Source organism: Butyrivibrio sp. WCD2001, from assembly GCF_000424485.1.
Lineage (GTDB): Bacteria > Bacillota > Clostridia > Lachnospirales > Lachnospiraceae > Butyrivibrio.
In genome coordinates, this window is the sequence record NZ_AUJZ01000006.1 from 22,423 (window position 1) to 42,889 (window position 20,467).

General features: G+C 41.9%; 18 protein-coding genes. 7 read left to right on the forward strand and 11 right to left on the reverse strand.

From position 1 onward, the window contains the following. Positions 1-27 precede the first annotated feature (27 nt). Complete coding sequence (locus G630_RS0106635) at positions 28-1,461, reverse strand: hypothetical protein (RefSeq protein ID WP_026498124.1); 1,434 nt, start codon at positions 1,459-1,461, stop codon at positions 28-30. Positions 1,462-1,692: 231 nt separating this feature from the next. Here G630_RS0106635 and G630_RS24605 point away from each other — a divergent pair, with 231 nt between their 5' ends. After that, positions 1,693-2,301 (forward strand): hypothetical protein, encoded by a 609-nt coding sequence (locus tag G630_RS24605; protein ID WP_196805761.1) that lies wholly within the window; start codon positions 1,693-1,695, stop codon positions 2,299-2,301. A gap of 38 nt (positions 2,302-2,339) precedes the next feature. On the opposite strand, the gene G630_RS0106645 is transcribed toward G630_RS24605, so the two are convergent. The 3 genes from G630_RS0106645 to G630_RS0106655 form a co-directional block, all read right to left on the reverse strand. Further along, a complete protein-coding gene (locus G630_RS0106645) occupies positions 2,340-3,071 on the reverse strand; it encodes a spermidine synthase (RefSeq protein ID WP_026498125.1) in 732 nt (243 codons plus the stop codon). Between the two features lie 6 nt (positions 3,072-3,077). Next, positions 3,078-4,007 carry an AEC family transporter gene (locus G630_RS0106650; protein ID WP_026498126.1) on the reverse strand — a complete coding sequence of 310 codons (930 nt, stop codon included), beginning with the start codon at positions 4,005-4,007 and terminating at the stop codon, positions 3,078-3,080. 116 nt (positions 4,008-4,123) lie between these two features. After that, complete coding sequence (locus tag G630_RS0106655; RefSeq protein ID WP_026498127.1) at positions 4,124-4,513, reverse strand: DUF4342 domain-containing protein; 390 nt, start codon at positions 4,511-4,513, stop codon at positions 4,124-4,126. Between the two features lie 207 nt (positions 4,514-4,720). Between G630_RS0106655 and G630_RS0106660 the strand changes: the two genes are divergently transcribed. Further along, positions 4,721-5,134, forward strand: a complete 414-nt coding sequence (locus tag G630_RS0106660) for an ATP-binding protein (RefSeq protein WP_026498128.1) — start codon at positions 4,721-4,723, stop codon at positions 5,132-5,134. On the opposite strand, the gene G630_RS0106665 is transcribed toward G630_RS0106660, so the two are convergent. Then, positions 5,120-6,295 carry a phosphotransferase gene (locus G630_RS0106665; protein ID WP_022761185.1) on the reverse strand — a complete coding sequence of 392 codons (1,176 nt, stop codon included), beginning with the start codon at positions 6,293-6,295 and terminating at the stop codon, positions 5,120-5,122. The two genes, G630_RS0106660 and G630_RS0106665, sit on opposite strands and share 15 nt — an antisense overlap. Positions 6,296-6,353: 58 nt before the next feature. After that, positions 6,354-7,979 carry a hypothetical protein gene (locus G630_RS0106670; RefSeq protein ID WP_022761186.1) on the reverse strand — a complete coding sequence of 542 codons (1,626 nt, stop codon included), beginning with the start codon at positions 7,977-7,979 and terminating at the stop codon, positions 6,354-6,356. Between the two features lie 139 nt (positions 7,980-8,118). Between G630_RS0106670 and G630_RS0106675 the strand changes: the two genes are divergently transcribed. Further along, the gene (locus G630_RS0106675; RefSeq protein ID WP_022761187.1) at positions 8,119-9,435 is read left to right on the forward strand and encodes a diguanylate cyclase domain-containing protein; all 1,317 of its coding nucleotides are present in this window, start codon (positions 8,119-8,121) and stop codon (positions 9,433-9,435) included. Between the two features lie 10 nt (positions 9,436-9,445). Here the strand turns inward: G630_RS0106675 and G630_RS0106680 are convergent, their stop codons facing one another. Beyond that, positions 9,446-9,805, reverse strand: a complete 360-nt coding sequence (locus G630_RS0106680; RefSeq protein WP_196805762.1) for a hypothetical protein — start codon at positions 9,803-9,805, stop codon at positions 9,446-9,448. Positions 9,806-9,959: 154 nt separating this feature from the next. Here G630_RS0106680 and G630_RS21035 point away from each other — a divergent pair, with 154 nt between their 5' ends. Then, complete coding sequence (locus G630_RS21035) at positions 9,960-10,550, forward strand: hypothetical protein (RefSeq protein WP_049946128.1); 591 nt, start codon at positions 9,960-9,962, stop codon at positions 10,548-10,550. Positions 10,551-10,588: 38 nt separating this feature from the next. Then, a complete protein-coding gene (locus tag G630_RS0106690; RefSeq protein ID WP_022761190.1) occupies positions 10,589-12,340 on the forward strand; it encodes a carbon starvation CstA family protein in 1,752 nt (583 codons plus the stop codon). A gap of 163 nt (positions 12,341-12,503) precedes the next feature. On the opposite strand, the gene G630_RS0106695 is transcribed toward G630_RS0106690, so the two are convergent. Together G630_RS0106695 and G630_RS0106705 are read right to left on the reverse strand one after the other, a co-directional pair. Next, positions 12,504-13,646: a hypothetical protein gene (locus tag G630_RS0106695; RefSeq protein ID WP_026498130.1), complete on the reverse strand. Its 1,143-nt coding sequence runs from the start codon at positions 13,644-13,646 to the stop codon at positions 12,504-12,506. Between the two features lie 240 nt (positions 13,647-13,886). Then, complete coding sequence (locus G630_RS0106705) at positions 13,887-14,831, reverse strand: type I phosphomannose isomerase catalytic subunit (protein WP_026498131.1); 945 nt, start codon at positions 14,829-14,831, stop codon at positions 13,887-13,889. Between the two features lie 143 nt (positions 14,832-14,974). Between G630_RS0106705 and G630_RS0106710 the strand changes: the two genes are divergently transcribed. After that, on the forward strand, positions 14,975-15,781 hold the full coding sequence (locus G630_RS0106710) for an alpha/beta hydrolase (RefSeq protein WP_044958895.1): 807 nt from the start codon (positions 14,975-14,977) through the stop codon (positions 15,779-15,781). Between the two features lie 30 nt (positions 15,782-15,811). Here G630_RS0106710 and G630_RS0106715 read toward each other — a convergent pair whose 3' ends face one another. Together G630_RS0106715 and G630_RS0106720 are read right to left on the reverse strand one after the other, a co-directional pair. After that, complete coding sequence (locus G630_RS0106715; RefSeq protein ID WP_026498133.1) at positions 15,812-16,465, reverse strand: phosphatase PAP2 family protein; 654 nt, start codon at positions 16,463-16,465, stop codon at positions 15,812-15,814. 18 nt (positions 16,466-16,483) lie between these two features. After that, positions 16,484-17,794 (reverse strand): FIST signal transduction protein, encoded by a 1,311-nt coding sequence (locus tag G630_RS0106720; protein ID WP_026498134.1) that lies wholly within the window; start codon positions 17,792-17,794, stop codon positions 16,484-16,486. Positions 17,795-18,031: 237 nt separating this feature from the next. On the opposite strand from G630_RS0106720, the gene G630_RS0106725 reads away from it, so the two are divergent. Next, the gene (locus G630_RS0106725) at positions 18,032-20,434 is read left to right on the forward strand and encodes a ribonucleoside triphosphate reductase (protein WP_026498135.1); all 2,403 of its coding nucleotides are present in this window, start codon (positions 18,032-18,034) and stop codon (positions 20,432-20,434) included. The last annotated feature ends 33 nt before the right edge of the window (positions 20,435-20,467 follow it).

Sequence of the window (20,467 nt, forward strand, 5' to 3'; positions counted from 1 at the left end):
GCTTTAACTATATCTGCCAAACCAAAATTATTTCTTTGATTTCTTACCCTTAGGCTGCTTTGCCTTCGCATAGATGGTTGTGCTGGTTACTCCATAGTATTTGTCTTCAATATCGTAGTAGACTACCATAATATTTGTAGGCGCATAGTCTGAGTAATATACTTCGTCAATAGTCGTAGTCTTATTTCCTAGTTTAGCATCCTTGTCAACTTCTGTTGTAGTCCACTTTCCTGAATCAGATCCATATTGTCCAAGCTTTATGGTTTTTCCGGACTTAACCGTCTTGTATTTCATACCACGATTGTACTCGTAATTACCATAAACCTTATCCAATACATCTCCGTCTCCGTTATAATCATGGGGTGTAGCATTAGTCTTACCTTTTGCAGACGAAGATCCATACTCATTATCAACATCATAGTATGTATTGGAATACTTATCATAATCCACGCCTTTTATAGACTTCGGCTTTTCATACGTTCCAACGAGAATTTTTACAATCTTATAGCCCTTATTGGCCTTAACTACAAGCCTGCCTTTTTTCTTTGTTGAAAGATTATAATCATAGGAATTTACTTTTCTGCCATAGTTTATATAGTTTTTGTCCCCATAATGTTTCTGAATCAGGGATTTTCCACCAAAAGAGAAGGTCTTAAAGACATCTCCATCACTTCTTACTGTGATCTTAACAGCAATCTTTCCTGTCTGTTTACCGTATTTATTGTAAACAGCAAAGGAAACCTTTGATGTGCCGCATCTCTTAGGGGTAAGCTTTATGTAGACTGCCGCAGCTGAACCGTTTGAATTCTTATATTCTGCTGATTCTTGGTCGTATCCGGTTCCTTTAGCATTCTTCGGAATTATTATCTTTTGTCCTGTTGAAGTACGGTAATAATAATTTCCATTCTTATCCTTTTCAATATCAGCATTTTCATCAGTCTTTGCAACACCGCCCTTACTACGGTCAATTGTTGCTGTGAGGACACTGTTTTTGGATGATTTAAGCTTCTTTATGGCAACATCGCCATTTCTGAGTCCGACACCCAAAAGAGTCGGTCCATCAGAATTTATATAAATTCGCTTAGTTAATGTCTCCTCCTCAGCATATGTAGCCTTCGGATCTGCATCTGATCCGGTTGCTCCCGAAATCTCGTTTTTAACTGTTGTCCTTACCAAATAATATGTTTTGTTTCCCTTGACTGTAGTGGTCACTCTCTTAACAGTGCTATCGCCGGAATATTTCGCAGCCTCCGCCTGAAATGCCTTATAATCCGTAGTCTGGTATATTATCGTATTATCTTCGGTAATAAGCTTGCTGGAATAAGTAACATTTGTTTTTTCCCTCTCTAACTCAATATACTTGACAGGGTAGTTTGCGGCATTAACAGAAGCCGGCGTAGCGAACGCTACGGACAGCGCAAGCGCAAGTGCGGTTGCACCGATTTTTGAAAACTTTCTCATACACTTTCCTCCATTTTATAAATGTTTTTGTCCCCTCGTACAGTGTTCCATTATATCAAAGCGTGATAAAATAACAATATGTTCATAAACAGAAAAACCCATTATTTATCGGATTCATTATTCTGCGCGTCAGGGATTCATCTCCTGGCGAACTTAATACTGTTTATTGCAAGACAGCTCATCAGATCGAAAAACGCATCCCGTCCGGACATGCTGAATTCCCGCATTCTGATGAGCCAGTTCATCGTGTCATCACTCGCGGTTCTCGTGATGGCAATCGTTTTTGTGTCAAAATGGCGTGCGCTAAAAAAATCCCTCTCTGTCGTGGAGGAATCCGACAAACTCAAAATGGCGGTCCTTCAGCAGGAGGTAATGGGCTCAAGCGTTCCGACTCTCTCCGGTGATGCAATAATCCAGCTCCTTGAGCTCTGGGGCGTGATACTGGTCGGCGTACGCCTTGTTTATGATATTTCTTCAATTGTATACAGGAAATTCATTTTGAATCTTACAGAACTTGCCGATTACACGAAAGAACTTCGTGAGCAATATGTCATGATTTACAACAGCTCTCACGGCTTTAAATATATAAGCCTTCTTGTGGCGCTCCTTCTAGGTCTTTTCATGACGGGAATATGTCTTAAGGACAGACTATTAAAAGCAATGGCCCTTTTACTTATAAGTTTTTTCCTGATATCCTTCGTTTTGCTCGGAATGCAGACAGTAACTGTAGGCGACTATAGAATAGGTATTGTATGGTCCTCACTTATCTTCCACTTCACTGAGACCTTCGGGCTACTGGGTTTAGGTATATACCTTCGCCGAAGATATGTCGGAGTATGACCACCATACAACCACCCATACAATATTGTATGACTCATCTATAGCATTCTGTCAGAAGCCAGAAGAATACTGTTTCCTCTGTTTTCACACATTGTAAGGCTCGTATATTTGAATATCCCCTGCAGGAACTTCTGCGTAATATAAGTCTGCATCTTCACAGTTCCACCTGCATCGTTGATAACATTCATAGCGATAATTCCATCAGGCTTCATGATCATCTTTGTCATTTTCAGCATATTCTCGGTAACAAGCCCTCTTGCTATCCTGTCTCCTACATAGGCATCGTACAGGATAAAATCATAGAGAATTTTCTTGTTATCACTTACTCTAAGGTTATATTCCGCAATCTGTGATATGTAGCTTTCGCCTGCCATGCATTTTATTTCAAGCCTGTCGCTTTCTTTTATTCCAAAGAATCTGTCTGCTACATCTATACAGCGATTATCCATCTCCACCGCGGTCATGGAATTCTTTTTATCAATTCCAAGAAAAACCTCTGCAAAAACCAGCCCTCCACCGCCTATCATGAGTGCCTTATGTAACCCGCTGTATTTTCTGCAGATATCCTTCAGCATCACCATATATTTAAAAAGCGGGTATTTTCGCTTATGCTTCTCCAGATACACGCCCGATTCTCTGGTTTTATCCGAATAAAAAATCCTGACAGCTTCCCCGTCCTCAATCCTGTCGACCACAGAAAGCTTCCGATCCTCACTCACATATACAGTTTTCGGAAAAATAAGTAATCTCAGAATCTCTAATGTAGTCATAACCGGCTACCTCAAGCTTTGAACAAACAATCCGCACAGCGGAATTGTAAACACCGACAAAAGCGTCGTCAGCGCAACGCCCATAGATGCTGTTTCTTTGTCCCCGTCATAGGCCTCAGCCAGCATAGCTGTCATACTTCCTACCGGAGTTGCAACCATAACGAAGCATACACCGAGCAGAATCTTGTCCGTGATGAAGAAATGCAGCCAGAAAATGGTAACAACAGGTATTATGATCAGCTTAATGAGTGCAAATACCAGGAGCCTCTTTTTGGAAAACAGCTCCTTAAGCTTCATTCCCGCAAGAGAATAACCTATTACCATCATACTCATGGGCACCGTAAGGCCGCTCAGAGAATCTATGACACTCTCAATGGAAGCTGGAACCCTCACCCTGAATAAAAAGAGTGCAACGGACACAAAAACTGCTATGACGCCTACATTAAAAATCTTTTTCCACTGGATATTCAGCCCTTCTCCGTCTTTGCTATCACCCTGCATAACACTTATGCCATAGGTGTAGATCAGAAGATTAAAGGGAAACTGGAAAAACGCAGCATATAAAAGTCCCGTCTCGCCATACATCGCAAGAATTATAGGGAAGCCCATGAAGCCTATGTTTGAGAATATTGTCATAACTCTGTAGGTCCCCACATGCTTAGCATCCACTCGAAGGAGCTTTGGCAGGAAAACCGCGATAATTATAAGCTCTGCATAGATAACAACCGTTACTATTGCACAGGTTATCAGCATGTCAGGTCCGATATATGTCTCCTGGTTTATTCCCGCAGACAGAATAAATGCCGGACTTGCAATATTTACTACGATGGCGGACATTCCTTTACTGACCGCATCGTTCATCATCTTAGTTTTTCTGCAGATAATTCCTACGCCCATTAAAACGAACAGAATTATCATCTGCTTAAGCATTATCATTTTAAAACTCCTTCGGGTATAACAAGAATCTTTATCATTATAAACATTTATTCACAAAAAGAAATACCCCAAAAGACTCGGCTTTTGAGGTATTTCTGCGTTACCTTATTCAGTTTTTACTTAATTTCGTCTGTAGAACCATCCTTCTTCACTACGATGAGTTTGCATCCAAGTCCGAAAGCTGCAACAGATCCGGCAATCAGTGCCCAGGGGGCAGTTGCAAGACCAACGATGCCGCCGATAATTCCGACATTTACGGGAACACTGAGAATAACCTCATCATCCTTTTTGATCTGGATACGATCTACATTGCCCTCTCCAACTTTTTTCTTAAGCTGATCAATGAGGCACTTAACGTCATCGCCGATGTCATTTGCGGAAGGCTGAATAAGCTTTACAGCCTCATCAATGTTGCCGTCTGTTTTCTCAAGGGCTTCCTTTGCTGTTTTGTACTCCACGCCTGTAAGTTCCATTACTTTTTCAATAGCTTCAAGTGTTATATTCATGATATCTCCTCCTTTTTGGCTTTAATCATGTTTTTGTTTTGTTCATGGTCTTATTCTAATACGTGTTGTGCTTCTGTTATATATCATATAGAGCAAAACATCCTGCCCTATCTTTCATCTTTTGTGGATTAGTCGATATGCAACTAATATTTTCATATTTTTTGGTGTATGGTATTATTATAACAGATTTATATGAGGGGTACCGCCATGAAAGAAATAACTCTTGAAGCGAAAGTGGAAAAGTTGAACGATCTTCTTGCCATTGTTGACGAAGAGCTTGAAAACGCAGGCTGCACCATGAAGGTTCAGATGCAGATTGATGTTGCGGTTGAAGAGATTTTTGTCAATATAGCAAGCTATGCCTATAGTGATGGCAGCGGTGATGCGACCATTTTAATTGATGTTGATCAAAATGCCTCCAAAGCCACTATAACTTTCATTGATTCCGGTTTTGCCTATAATCCTCTTGAAAGAGAAGATCCGGACACCACTCTTTCCGCTGAGGAACGGAAAATTGGCGGTCTTGGAATCTTCATAGTAAAGAAGAGTATGGATGAAGTCTCATACAAGCGTGAGGACGATAAAAATATCTTCACGATTGCCACTTCATGGAAAAAGTAATGAATCGACCTTCGGAATGAGTTCCTTTATGTGCTCCTTGGTATGCTCTATTCTTACCTGACCGAGGTCCGAATTCTTGTAATCCGATATCTCCAGAATATAGAGGAAGCGTATTGCCGCAGCCAGCTTGATCTTGTCACAGATAGATTCCTTTTCTGCTGCTGACTTTTCGGAAAAATAGTTATCTATTATTCCGTTCCAGATTCTGTCTCCCATTTCATCCGGTATTCCCAAGAACATCATGCAATTTCCGGGTTCATCCTCCACGAATGACTTATAGGAAACATAAAGACCCGCAAGGTCGAAAATCGGCTGTCCCACGGCAAGGGTGTCCATATCTATCAGCATGGGCTCCCCGTCCACCATCATCACATTTTTCATCTGAAAATCGCCGTGTATAACGTGATTATCATCCGGGAGCTTCTGCAAATATCCTTTTAATATCTCGTACTCATCGTCAGATAAATATTTCCGCACCACGTCCAACGCTTGTAAGAAATTATCCCTGGCATAATGCAGTTCGCCGGGGGGCATTTCTGTCTCATGAACCTGCTTAATAAAATCCACATAGGTCTTAATGATATTATCAGCATCCTCAGGATTATCCTTTATTAGATCATTAAAGGTATTTGCCTTTAGCATCTCAAATACAGATCCGTAGCTGTCCCCGATTCTCACAATATCATACGATATTGCTGTGGGAATTCCGTTGAGAAAGGCCTGTTTTGCCTTTTTCTGCTCATTCTCTATCATGGATAAGCTATCCGGCGAGCTATAAGCTTTGACAATGGTATCATCGTCTATCCTGTACACAGTCCCATAAAAGCCGCGCCCGATGACTTCACAGCCATCCACGGAAATCCTGCGATACGCCTTTTTAATATCTAGAATTTCGGTAAAACCGGTCACCTCAAATATCTCGTAAACTGAAGGGCTAAGTTCGGTAAGTTTCATTGAAATTCCGCTCTTTTGGAGCTTCATGAAGGATCGCAGTCCGGCGCTGGAAATATATTCAACCGCCTCCATGTTGATTTCAAATTCTGCGCCTTCATTTTCCGCGGTAATCTCCGCAAGTTCCTTGAAAACCCCGTCAGCTGTATTGGAATCTATCCTGCCCTCAGGATAAACTGTCACTTTTCCGTTTTTACTATCAGTCCTCATATGGTATACCCCTCATAAAAAACTACAGTAGTACTATTATTATACCATTATTCGGGTGTTACTGTGCAAGCCATCCATAGCACGTGATATCAATACTGTAGATGACGCCATCCTCACCTAAATCTATCTCATATCTGTTGCCTGACTGGCTTCTGTCGTCACCGGTCTGATCAAAAGGAATAGTATAAATTGCGATATCCCTGGTATAGTCGTAATTTGTAATATTATTTTTGTTCAAAAAGGTCTTAACCTCATTTTCGGTCATATCAGGATTGAGGCCGCCTGGAAACTCTATATCAACCGGATAATAGTCTGATTGATATACAGTCAGACTGGTCACAATAGTGTTCTTAAGGATGCATGCTTTATCGGAGCTGTTATAAGCCACAATGTAAATACGGCTGTCACCTTTATACATATCAATAACGCCGCCCTGTCCGGCTCCGATTGAATATGATTCGTCATAGTCGTACTTCCAGCCATTGTCCACAAGAACCTGGAGCGGTACTGGAAGGTTGTAAACTACGCCATTTAGCTTGAAATTACCGGATAACGGATCACATCCAAGTGATGAAGGCGCAACGTAATAGCTAAGATAGTCGGGAGCATCCGTGCTTACCTCTGTCTGCTCCAGATCAGTTGGTTCAAGCTCATTACGCACCGAGATTATCTCAACAATGTCATCATCGCCCATCATAATTGTTGTGTATTTATATGAGGACTCATCCTCATCGGCATTTTCCCCATAGTAGTAATATGCGTTATCATTCTCTCTGTCCGGCACTCCAAGAGCCTTTATAACGTCCCCTTTGGTGCTTATGCCGACAGATATATCTTTTCCATGAGCTGTTACGGGTACGCCCATGGTCTGTACCGTAGGTGTGTTGAAATCAATTTCAGTAATATAACAGTCTCTGGCTTCCTTAGCATCAAGGCTGAAGTTCCTGATACTGGTCATTACATGTGCTTCATCCCCGGGATAGTAGAGCCACATGCACTCAAGTCCGCCTGCCGGAATAGTTGTTGATGCATCCTGCTCACTGCTAAAGGACCAGCCGTCCTCCAGAAAGTCGCTAACTTTCTCAGGGAGCTGATAAGTAATTCTTCCAACCGTAAATGCAGAAATATCATAAGGATCACAGGATTTTCTGTCTCCTGAGGGTGTATTTGCCTGAAGCGTATTTTCTTCGGTTACTGCCGGTTCACTCGTAGCCTCCTCTGTGGGCTCCACTGCCGGCTCCTCTGCAGCCTCTTCCACTGCCGGCTCCTCTGCAGCCTCCTCTATAGGTTCCTCGTCTACAGGTTCCTCTGCAGGCTCTTCCACAAAAGGTTCATCTACCACAGGTTCATCCGGTTCTGCGGGCTCTTCCACCGTATTTTGTCCGATAAGCTCTGCATCCTGGTTCGGAAGCTTCTCACTAAAATACTTTGCTGCGCTAAATGCCCCGAAAACTATAAGAACAAGAAACAGCACAGCTCCTATTCCAAGTACTACAAGGGCAAGTTTTTTGTTCCTGGCTGATTGTTCCCTCTCAATAGCTACCGGATCATAAGCATATGTCGTCTGCTGTGTGACAGGCTGTTGATTAATCGGTTTACCTGTCATGGGATCAAACTTATAACCGCTTGAATTTCCCGAATTAATGGGCTGACCCGTCATCGGGTCAAATCTTTGTTCACTCATTTTTATTTCCTCCCAAACTTTTTTCCCTCTCATAAAATTTTCATAAAATTAATGAGCATAGCGAGTCTATCTTACCACAAACATGGTAAAATAGTAACGTTCTCGGAAATCTGCGCACAAAAACAGCCGAGGTATTACTATGCAAAAAATTATGGTTGTAGATGACGAAGAAATATACCGTTACATTACAAAAACCATGCTTGAGAATGATTATGACGTAGTCTGCGCTTCTTCAGGTGAAGAGGCTCTTTCTGTTTTTGATAAAGAAAATCCCCAACTTGTAATTACAGATCTTCTTATGCCGCACATGTCCGGTTTCGAGCTTCAAAAGAAATTCAAGGATAAATACGGCTCAGGCGTACCCATGATTTTCATGACCTCGGATGAACGCGAGGAACAGGAGACAATGGGTTTCAGGGTCGGCGCTGCCGATTATATCCATAAGCCTTGCAGCAAGGACATTCTTCTTAGCCGCGTCGGGCGTGTTTTTGACAATATTCAGCATATGAAAAACCTCGAAGCTGAGGCCAGAACGGATCTGCTTACCGGATTATATAACAAGAGTTATGCTGAATCAGAGATCACAGAGTGCTGTAAGCACAGGTCCGGAGTCCTCATGGTTATCGACCTTGATTCCTTCAAACTGGTTAATGATCTCGTAGGGCACGATGCGGGCGATGAAGTTCTTGTGAGCTTTGCCGGAATTTTAAAAACCGTCATCAGGAATAAAGATGTCGTGGGCAGAATCGGCGGTGATGAGTTCATCATTTTCTGCAACAACATCAAGGATAAATTCATAATAGATGCCAAAACCAAGCAGCTTAACCGCATGCTGAAGGCCGAAGCCGAAAGAATTCTGGGAAATGAGGTGGATATTCCGCTCGGAGTCTCCGTAGGAGCCGTATTTGTACCTGCAGAGGGCACAGAGTACGGAGAACTTTTCAAAAAAGCCGATAAAGCACTCTACCAGGTTAAGCAGAACGGTAAACACAGCTTTTGCCTTTTCCAGTCAGATGATGCAAAGCCACTTCCTGACATCAACACCAACATCAAGAACAGTTTCGCAGTTCTTGATGAACGAGGCGAACCCAGTGGCTCATATGAAGTATCAAACGAGGCCTTTACAACTGTTTACCGCTATTTAAAGCGTTCAATTTTTAATTATAATTCTCTGGTTCAGTTTGGAATAATTACACTGAATTTTGCTGAAGGTATTGAAAGTGACCGGACTGAGGAAATAATGGATGCATTTGCCGGTGTTCTGAGATCATCCATGAGATTCAGCGATGTATTCACAAGAAAGGGTAAAAATCAGTTCTGGCTTCTGATTCCGGAGTCAAATCGCGAAGACTCGGTAAAAGTGGTGCTTGAACGTATCCTTAATAAATGGGCCGGAAATACCGAATCCCAAAACGTATCCGTAACATATGATATCGAAACAATAAAATGCCCTTAAGCTTGGTTATTTAAGGGTATTTTTCTATGTTTGAAAAGACCTGATTAAAATCTCCTCCAGCAATCACATAATTGCCTTTTTCACACTCTTTTTCCAGATAATCCTTAAGAAGCTTCGTCTGCGCAATTTTTCTTTCTCCCTTATCATAGGCCTCCAGGTGGAGATTTATAATCACCAGCTCTTTACCGGTATCTTCGACAGGAATTCTTGTTACCAGCAGACACCTCTTCAGATTTGCCAGCCTTACCGGCCATTTAAACGGGCAGAGAAGAGCAACTCTCTCAGAGCTCTCTATCTCCCCGTCAGATTCAGCACTTGATGCCTCTTTATTAAGTATAAATATAACGCATAAAAATAGCAAATTTCCCAAAATACATTACAAAATTAATCTATTTTCAAAAAAACTGATTAAATTTGTCATCTTGCAATAGCGCGTCAAAGTGATAAAGTGACTCTAAGTTATATTTAATCAGTTAATTCGAAGTGTTTTTATACGAATTGCTGATTATGGGAAAGAGGTTTGTATGAATTTCAGGGATGCCTATTTAAAGGAGCTTCTTCGCAGATACGAAGCCAGCTTCGATATCACTGAAAATTTCAGTTTGGGGGACACTGATTACGCCGCATACGCACGGTTCTGCTCACTCAGCGAAAAGTATGTACTAAAAAAAGAAGCAACTCTCTGGTCCATCAAGGCATTTGAGCATGTTCTTTTTATAAAGGAAGACGCGCTGACAGAGGACACTCTTAATGACATCATGTCGGTCATCACGGATTACGCAGAACCTGAACTGGTAAGACACGGCGAGAAATATCCCGAGAAGGATCACATGTGCACATATCTGACTTTCGTGATTCTGACTTCCAAGACACCGGATAAATCATTAAAAAAGGCCATTCGAAAGTTCCGTTACGACAGAGGTTATCTTTTCAATTTCCGTGGACACAGCGAGGCTAGGCTCGCGGTTATTTCCATGGATGATGGTGAAGTAAGCACCAATTATTCAGGACGCGAGCTGAAAGAACTGCTTTCGGATGTCTATAGCAAAACACATGTTATCTGTAATAACATCACTGAGGCTGCAACTGATCTGGATTATAAATCCGTCAGTTGACATATACCCTAAGGGGATTTCTAAGGAGGAGAAAAAGTATGAATGCAGCAGTATTACTTATTGTAAGTGTTGCAATCCTCGCTGCCGGTTATGTTTTCTATGGCGGCTGGCTTGCAAAACAGTGGGGAATCGATCCCAGCCGTAAGACTCCGGCTCACGAGCTTGAGGATGGCATGGACTATGTTCCCGCAAAAACACCCGTACTTATGGGTCACCATTTTTCATCAATCGCAGGTGCAGGCCCCATCAACGGTCCTATTCAGGCCGCAGTTTTCGGATGGGTTCCGGTTCTGCTCTGGGTTCTTATCGGAGGTATTTTCTTTGGAGGTGTCCATGATTTTGGCGCTCTTTTCGCTTCCCTTCGTCACAAGGGACAGTCTATCGGCGAAATCATTGATGATTCCATGGGAAGAACAGCTAAGAAGTTGTTCCTTACCTTCGGCTATCTGACACTTCTGCTCGTTGTAGCAGCCTTCAGTTCAATCGTAGCAAGTACTTTTGGTACAACTACCGCTGCAGGCGCTGCTGTTGAGGGTGCAACTCTTGCCGCAAACGAGTCCACAGCAATGATTTCATTACTTTTCATAGCACTTGCTATGGTATTTGGTTATTTTGTTTACAGAAAAAATGCCCCTGTAGGTGTTGCTTCTGTATTCGGATGTGTTGGCATAGCTGCTATTGTGGCTATCGGCCTTAACTTCCATCCTATCGCACTCTCATACAACGCTTGGATGTGGATACTTGGAGCTTACATCCTGGTTGCTTCAGTAACTCCTGTATGGATCCTTCTGCAGCCCAGAGATTATCTCAGCTCTTTCCTTCTCTACTTCATGATTGCAGCAGGTGTTATTGCTGTACTCGGTGCAGTAGTTACAGGCCACGGCCAGTTTGCAGTTCCCGCTATGGGAGATGCATCTCTTAAGGGAACCGGCGTATTCACAACAGGAACCGCTTTCCCTGCACTTTTCGTAACAATCGCATGTGGCGCTATCTCCGGATTCCACTCACTTGTTTCATCCGGAACAACCGCTAAGCAGCTTGATAATGAGAAGAACGCACGCCCCGTTGCATACGGCTCAATGCTCATCGAGTGTACAGTTGCTGTTATCTCTCTTTGTGCAATCGGCTTTGTATGGTCTGCAGCTTCTGACGGAACCTACGCAAGCCCCACACAGGTATTTGCCGGCGGTCTTTCAGCTATGATCGGAAGTTTTGCTCCCGGCGTACAGAATATCATGTACCAGATGCTTATCCTTGCAGTATCCGTATTCTGCCTGACATCACTTGATACAGCTACAAGACTTGCAAGATACATGTTCCAGGAGTTCTTCCTTGAGCAAGGCCAGACAGCAAAGGATGCTACCGGATACAAGAAGGTACTTGCCAATCCTTATGTTGCAACAGCAATAACAGTTGTTCTTGGTGTAAGCCTTGGTATGACCGGTTATACAAAGATTTGGCCTCTGTTCGGTGCAGCAAACCAGCTTCTTGCAGCTGTAGGTCTTATCGCTGTTTGCACATGGCTCGGTGCTGTAGGCAAGAACAACAAGATGTTCTTCATTCCTATGATCTTTATGCTTGCTGTAACTGTTTGCTCACTTTTCCAGACAATAACAGCTAAGCTTACTGCTTACACAACAGGTGCAGCAGATGTTTGGGCTCTTATCCAGGCAGGAATCGCCGTACTTCTTGTTGCTCTGTCTCTTGTACTTGCAGGCATTGCTGCCAAGGTACTTATTGCACAGAGAAATCAGAAGAATGCAGGCAAGAAAGACGAGAACGTTGCTTAAATTATTCGAATAATTGTCGTGAAGACGAAAAAAGGCTTCCCCTCATCCGGCACTTCGTGCCACCTTCCCCCAAAGGGGAAGGCTTCGATCGGGGAAGCCTTTTTACTGTTATTCAGTTTTTGCCGAGTACTGTTTAACTGTTTTTATTTCTTTTCATAATCAATTACTTTTTGAGAAGCCATAACTCATATACTTCTCTTACTGTCCTCTTATTCTTTGTATCGTAGTATGTTACACGAAGGAATGTCGGATGAATTATTCCGTTTGTCTTTCTAACCTTGGTCTTGCTATTGTCCTTCTTGTTAACCAGGCTGTAATCTACTTCTGCATCCTCGCTCGTTGTACTGAGCTTTAAGGTCTTCTTATTCTTAATGGTTTTCCAGACTCTGTTTACTGATTTCTCTGACTGACCGTTTACAACATCATCTGTTCTGCCGTTTCCGTTAAGATCAACCTCTTCTGTGCCTTTATTCTTTGTTCCTTCCCATCCGTCATCGGGCTTATCTGCTGCAACAACCGCACTACTTATTTCGAGTTTTTTGATCTTATAACCCTTATTGGCAGTTACAACAAGTTTACCTTTTTTCTTTGTTGTGTAGTTGCCGGTTTTTGCATAATAGTTTCTATAATCGTCTCTGCCATCTCCGTCGGTGTCTTTTAGAACATTCTTGCCGGCAAAGGTAATTGACTTGATTGCTCTCGTATCAGCCTTAGCGATAATCGTAATGCTCTTGTTGGCTACAACAGCGCCCTGAGCGTTAACTGCGTTAAAATTAACCTTGTACTTACCGGGTTTCTTAGCATAGAACTGTAATCTGTACCATCCTGATCCCTTGTACATCTCCTTAAGCGCATCCCACTCAGCAGACTGCATGTTTCCATTAACATCTCTGTAAAAATATAATTTTTTTCCATCCACCTTCTTATAGTACGCATATTTCGGGCTTCCGGTATTTGTTGCTTCGAAAGAATCATACATTCTGAGTTTAAGATTCTTACTGCTTGACTTAAAACCTGTAAACTTTACGACATCCGGTGTGGTATAAATCGAAGGAATCTCCATATACTGACCTACATTGACGTAATAAACCTTCTTTTCGATATAAAGAAGGCTTGTATCCTCCATCTTTCCCTCATCTGCCTTAAAAGTTACAACCTCATTTGTATCCTCGTTACAATAAGTGTATGTATCCGTCGCTGCATCATAATTCTTCATTATTTCCGCATTTGCACTTATCGGTGCAACCATGGAAAATGATAAAGCTGCTACAAGAGCGGCGGCCCCCATTCTAGAAAATTTCCCCATTACTTTTTTCCTCCTTTTTGGTATTGTCTATATGTTTGCAATTTTTTGCAACATAGGAACAATTCTAACATTTGCCAAAAAAATGTCAAGGATTTTTTAAGTGTTTTTTCGATAAATTGAAATATGTGTAACACTTTGGTAACATGTTGGTCATCTAACACGCTGAATATAAACAAAGCCTTCCGCAGAATTTGCGGAAGGCCTCCAGTTATTAATTCAGTTTTATATCACAGTTGTTATTTATTCTTCATAGGTAAGAAGTGCTTCACAGCATCCTTCTATCTCATATTCTCCACTTCCTGCGGGAAGGAAAAAGCTGTCACCCTTTTTGTAAACCATTTCTTCGTTTTCACAGCGTATTACTCCGCTTCCATCCACTATAAGTACATGAAGGAAGGATTCCTTTCCGATATTTCCGCAGAATTTGTTGCCAGTCTGTTGTGATGTAACAACTTTGTCCACAGTGAAATACTTACATGCAGCGATGTGACCGTCCTTAGGGTGAACCTTAGTAACCGGTGCAAGCGTAGTAACATCCATAGCTTTTTCTACATGTAATTCCCTCAGATTTCCGTTTTTATCACGTCTGCCATAATCATATACGCGGTACGTTACATTCGAATTCTGCTGAATTTCTGCAAGAAGTATGCCTGCACCTATGGCATGCAGGGTTCCCGCCTCAATAAAAATCACGTCACCTTTTTTTACCGGATATGCATTCAAAACCTCTGTCAGAGTCTGATTTTCAATCCTTGCCGCAAATTCATCCTTTGTAATCTCACGATTGAAGCCATAGTATAAAAAGGCATCCTTTTCAGCATCGATAATGTACCACATTTCGGTTTTACCATACTGATTTTCATGCTCTTTTGCATATTCGTCGGACGGATGAACCTGAAGTGAAAGATCTTTTTTTGCATCAATGAACTTGATAAGGACAGGAAAATCTTTGAACTGTTCACATTTTGATCCCAGAACTCCCCTGCCGTTTTTTTCTATATATTCGGTTATGGTCTTGTTAGCAAATTCGCCATTTTCAATTACGGATTCACTTCCGGGATAGCACGACAGCTCCCAACTCTCGGCAGTAACCTCACCGGCAGGAGTTTTCCCAAAATCCTGTACAAGCTTGTTTCCGCCCCATAAATAATCCTTTGTAGCCGCTTTAAGCTTTAATAATGACATTTTATCCTCCCCTATCGTATATAAAACTCGTTTGGAATTATAATTATAAACTTTAAAATCATATACATGCAACTATTACAATTATGACTCTCATATTGTGATATACTGAATTAGAAATAATCAAACAAAGAAGGCGTGATGCTTTGAAAAAAATAAAAAAATTTCTTAAATGGATAATAATAGCACTCATTTTTATTGCTGCTGTTCTCATAATCGCTTTCAAGCTGTACACAAGCAGCTACTACCGCGCAGACCTGAGCATTACTGAGAACATTCAGGAATTACTTCGAAATGACGTGCACTCATATTCAACCAAAGACGGAGCGGTCTTTATCCCTCAAAAGCAGGAAATTAAGGCTGTTATTGTATTTTATCCGGGCGGAAAAGTAGAATATACCTCCTACAACGGACTTATGTATGAGCTTGCTGCAAGAGGATATATATGCCTTTTACCAAGAATGCCTGAAAACCTGGCACTGCTTAGCACAAATGCAGTAGACCGAATCACTTCCGGGTATGAGGAATTCAACAAGGAAGCTGAGGAACTCGACTGGTACTTGGCAGGGCATTCTCTCGGAGGCGTTGCTGCATGTGTTCATCTTGGGAAAAACCTCATCCCCGAAGAAGGCGGCAGTTCTGAAGATGTAACTATGTCTTCTGAGTACAGCGGAATTATTCTTTGCGCTTCATATCCGACGGAAGATCTATCAAACAGCAATCTCCGTCTCCTTTCGATTTATGGCTCGAATGACCAAGTACTCGATCGTGAAAATTATGAAAAGAGCAAGAAATACTGGCCTAAGGATTCCGAGGAGCATATCATTCTCGGCGGCATTCATTCCTATTTTGGAAGTTATGGTATCCAAAGCGGTGATGGAGAGCCGGAAATCTCCAATTATAATCAAATAACCCAGACAGCGGACATTATCGCTGACTGGGCCAGTCACTAACTCATATTTATTTAATATCTCTTGCTATTATTATCTTAGATCCTTATCTGCTATGCCTTTAAATAGGAAAAGGAGTGCCGAACTTATAAGAATTCCTCCAAGAATATCTGTAAGCCAGTGTACTCCGCAGATAAGTCTGCCCACTACGGTAACAACCATAATTACTGCGCAGCAGATCTTCAGAAGCTTCAACAGCTTTTCATCTTTAATATAATTCCCAATTACCATAATTGTGCTGGCCATTACCACGCAGATGAGCATTGTATGCGAAGACGGGAATGAAGCTTCCGCTTCGGTAGCATCCGGCATTATTATCGGCCTGTAATTGATAATCACCTTTTCAAACAATGCATAAAGAGCTATAACCACCGCATAAAGGCATCCAAGCTTTATGATAACAGGGTCGACTTCGGTTATGCTTTTTCTTTTTATAAGTTGTAAAAGTCCGATCAAAGCAAACACAGCACACACCAGAAGTGCAAGAATTCCGAAAATCTCCGTTATTTTATACCACATGATATTTATTCCGAAAATGTTATGAAATGCAGTATTTATGCTATAAAATCCCATCGGCTTGCCCGTCTCCGGAACTACGGCAACATCCACATTCTTAACAAGAATAATCAGAATCAGCGCAAGAAGAGCAAAAACCCCCGAAACAACAAAACTTTTTCTACTTTTCATAATTTATTATATCTCCTATTAATTTTTAGTTCTATCCTGCAATTTTTCCTGCAGATTCTCATTTGCTTCCCGAAGCTCAGCTGCTGTCACATTTATGAAATTAGCCAATCTTCTAACCATTGACAGCTGATCATGCATCTTGTGCTCCTCAGGAACCTCTATCTCCTTATCTCCTATACCGGTAGGCTGCGACATAGCCTGTCCGCCCTCTCGCATTCCGATAGCCATAAGCGTAACATGATGTTCGATTATGTATTCACCCATACGCATGATCTCGCCACTTGAATAAAAACCACTTACAGGCGCAATCAGGCTGAATGGACCGGTCTCCTTATTAATCAGATATTTCCAATAGAGGCGTCTGACGCCGCAGGAATACAGAAATACTGCCTGTGGAGCAAAGCTTCTTACATTCCACACAAGGTCCTCAACATCGGATTTAATAACGTCAGGATCTCCGTAGGACAGGTTAACCTTAGAACCCTGCTTAATATCAGCCGCAAGCATTAGTGATCTATCCTCGGTATTGCAGGAAAACGGCATACGCAGTACTTCATGTCCATGCTGGTTGGACATAATCGGGAATTCCAAAATATTGGCAAAGAAATTCTCATCTGCCTGTATGTCCAGATATTTACTGTAGATATCACCTGCCGGCACCCCGTCAAGCTCGTACAGCCTCTTATCCTCTATCCTGGTTACAGTCAGATCTCTTCCGAGCGGCTTCCATCCGATAGCATGATGAATATCTATATGAAAATCATCACCCGAGTAAGTCACAAGAACTACGCCATGCTCCGACGTTTCAGTATCCCCGATAACCATTGTTACGTTTTCTTCAATCTTTTTCCCTGCACTACCTGCCCCAAAGATTTTTACACTTTTCTCGCACTTTTCAGCTTCCCTGAGAATCTTGGTACTGTTTATAGATTTCAAGGTCATTAGTATTTCTGCGGCTTTTATGCTATCCGTTACATCTATGCTGCGACAAATATCTCTTCCCGTGTCCTCTTCGCGGCCTTCCTCTGTTTCAAAAAGATGAACACCAATCTCTGTACTCTCAAAAATAGAAACAGCCATAACCAGTCCGGATTCAGCCAAATGGCCATCACAGATGTCCCCATTTGAACTGGTACCTGCTATATGTGCATCGGGATACATCTCTTTTATTTCCTGCTGGATTTCATGTATCTCTTCCCTGCCAAATGCTATGGTGTACAAGTGGAAAAGTATAGACTTGAACGACGTTCTCTGAGTATATGCATAGACCTCTGATAAAGCCTTGGTTACCTCTGATGCTGCAGTAAATTCATAATTATATTGTTTCAATTGCATTAACCTCTGTCATAAGAAAATAATTTATCACGTCTAATATTATAAGGCAAACAAAACATATCTGAAATAGCTCTTTTAAGAAACACTTGTAATCATGCCGTTTTTGCCGCAAAGAAACGGATAACACAATATATAGTGTTTATAATTAATAAATTGCCTATATATTGACCGTCCACATTTTATGTGATACCTTATATGTAGTGGGTATTTAAGTTTTTTGGGGGTGTTCTTATGTATGATGTAGTAAAACGAGACGGTAGTATTGCGAGTTTTGATATTTCAAAAATATCATCTGCTATAATCAAAGCTTTTGTAGCTCTTGATAAGCCCTATCACACAAGTGTGATAGATCTTGTGGCTCTTCGGGTAGCTTCAGATTTCGAAAGCAAAATCTCAAACAATAAGATAACAGTAGAACAGATTCAGGACAGTGTTGAGAAAGTGCTCTCAGAATCAGGTTATTCCGACGTTGCCAAGACTTACATTCTCTACAGAAAACAGCGTGAGAAGGTCCGCAATATCAACTCTGCACTTTTAAACTACAAGGATCTTGTAAATGACTACCTCAAAATCAATGACTGGCGTGTTAAGGAGAATTCAACGGTTACCTACTCTATCGGTGGTCTCATTCTCTCAAATTCAGGCGCCATTACAGCAAATTACTGGCTGTCAGAGGTATATGACGAAGAGATTGCAAAAGCTCACAGAAGCGCTGCAATTCACATCCATGACCTTGCCATGCTATCAGGATATTGCGCAGGATGGAGTCTTAAACAGCTGATTCAGGAAGGACTTGGCGGCATTCCCGGCAAGATTACATCCGCTCCTGCCAACCATCTCTCCACTCTTTGCAACCAGATGGTCAATTTCCTTGGAATCATGCAGAACGAGTGGGCAGGTGCGCAGGCTTTCTCGTCATTTGATACATATCTTGCTCCTTTCGTGAAAATTGATAACCTTTCCTATGAAGATGTCAAGCAGTGTATCCAGTCCTTTGTTTACGGAGTCAATACTCCAAGCAGATGGGGCACACAGGCACCGTTTTCCAACATCACTCTGGATTGGACCGTTCCTGCCGATCTTAGGAACCTTAACGCTATTGTCGGCGGAAAAGAAGTTGATTTCACCTATGGCGACTGCCAGCGTGAGATGGACATGGTCAACAAGGCATTTATCGAGATAATGATTGAAGGAGATGCCAACGGACGTGGATTCCAGTATCCCATCCCCACCTATTCAATAACAAGTGATTTTGATTGGAGCGAGACTGAAAATAACAAACTTCTCTTCGAAATGACTGCAAAATACGGCACACCGTATTTCTCAAATTATATAAATTCAGACATGGAGCCCAGCGATGTTCGTTCCATGTGCTGCAGACTGCGCCTCGATCTTCGCGAACTAAGGAAAAAATCAGGCGGATTCTTCGGGTCCGGCGAATCAACAGGTTCTATCGGCGTAGTTACTATCAACATGCCCAGAATTGCATACCTTGCGAAGGACAAAAATGACTTCTACAGTCAATTGGATCATCTCATGGATGTCGCTGCAAGAAGCCTTAATACTAAGCGTCAGGTTATTAGCAAACTTCTTGAACAGGGCTTATATCCTTACACCAAGAGATATCTCGGATCCTTCAGCAACCACTTCTCAACCATTGGACTTATCGGAATGAACGAAGTGGGTCTGAATGCAAAGTGGCTTAGAGCCGACATGACAAACGAGAAAGTTCAGCAGTTTACCAAGGAAGTTCTCACCCATATGAGAGACCGTCTATCCGATTACCAGGAGCAGTACGGTGATCTCTACAACCTCGAGGCTACGCCTGCTGAATCCACCACATATCGCTTTGCTAAGCATGATAAGGAACTTTATCCAGATATCATAACCGCGAACATGGCTGAAACGCCTTATTACACCAATTCATCCCATCTGCCTGTAGGCTACACTGAGGATATTTTCTCAGCTCTTGATATTCAGGATGAATTACAGACATTGTATACCTCGGGAACCGTATTTCATGCATTTTTAGGAGAAAAGCTTCCTGACTGGAAAGCCGCTGCCAATCTTGTGCGAAAAATTGCCGAGAACTACAAGCTTCCTTACTACACAATGTCACCAACCTATTCTATTTGTAAGGAACACGGATATCTCTCCGGTGAGCAGACTGTTTGTCCTATATGCGGTGCAAAAACCGAGGTTTACAGCCGTATTACAGGTTATTATCGTCCTGTTGCAAACTGGAACGATGGTAAGGCTCAGGAATATAAAGATCGAAAAGTATATGATGTAGCACATTCAACTTTGAAACGCGAGAATGTATCAGTTTCAGTAAAAACTGCCGCAGAGCTTGAAAACAACCTGATAAATATAAAAACACCCGATATGAATTCGGTACTTTTATTCAAGACAAAGACTTGTCCAAATTGCAAAATAGCCACTGCTCTTCTGGATACAGCCGGTGTCAAATACGAGCTTATGGATGCAAATGACAACTCAGACCTTGCTCAGGAGCTAGGTATCATGCAGGCTCCCACACTTGCCATCCCCGAAGAGGGCGGATATAAGTTATATCCCGGAGTATCAGATATAAAGGGATGGATAAATCTTACAAAGCAGAACACAGCAGTATAATCCTTATTCTATAAACCTTCTTCTACGATAAAA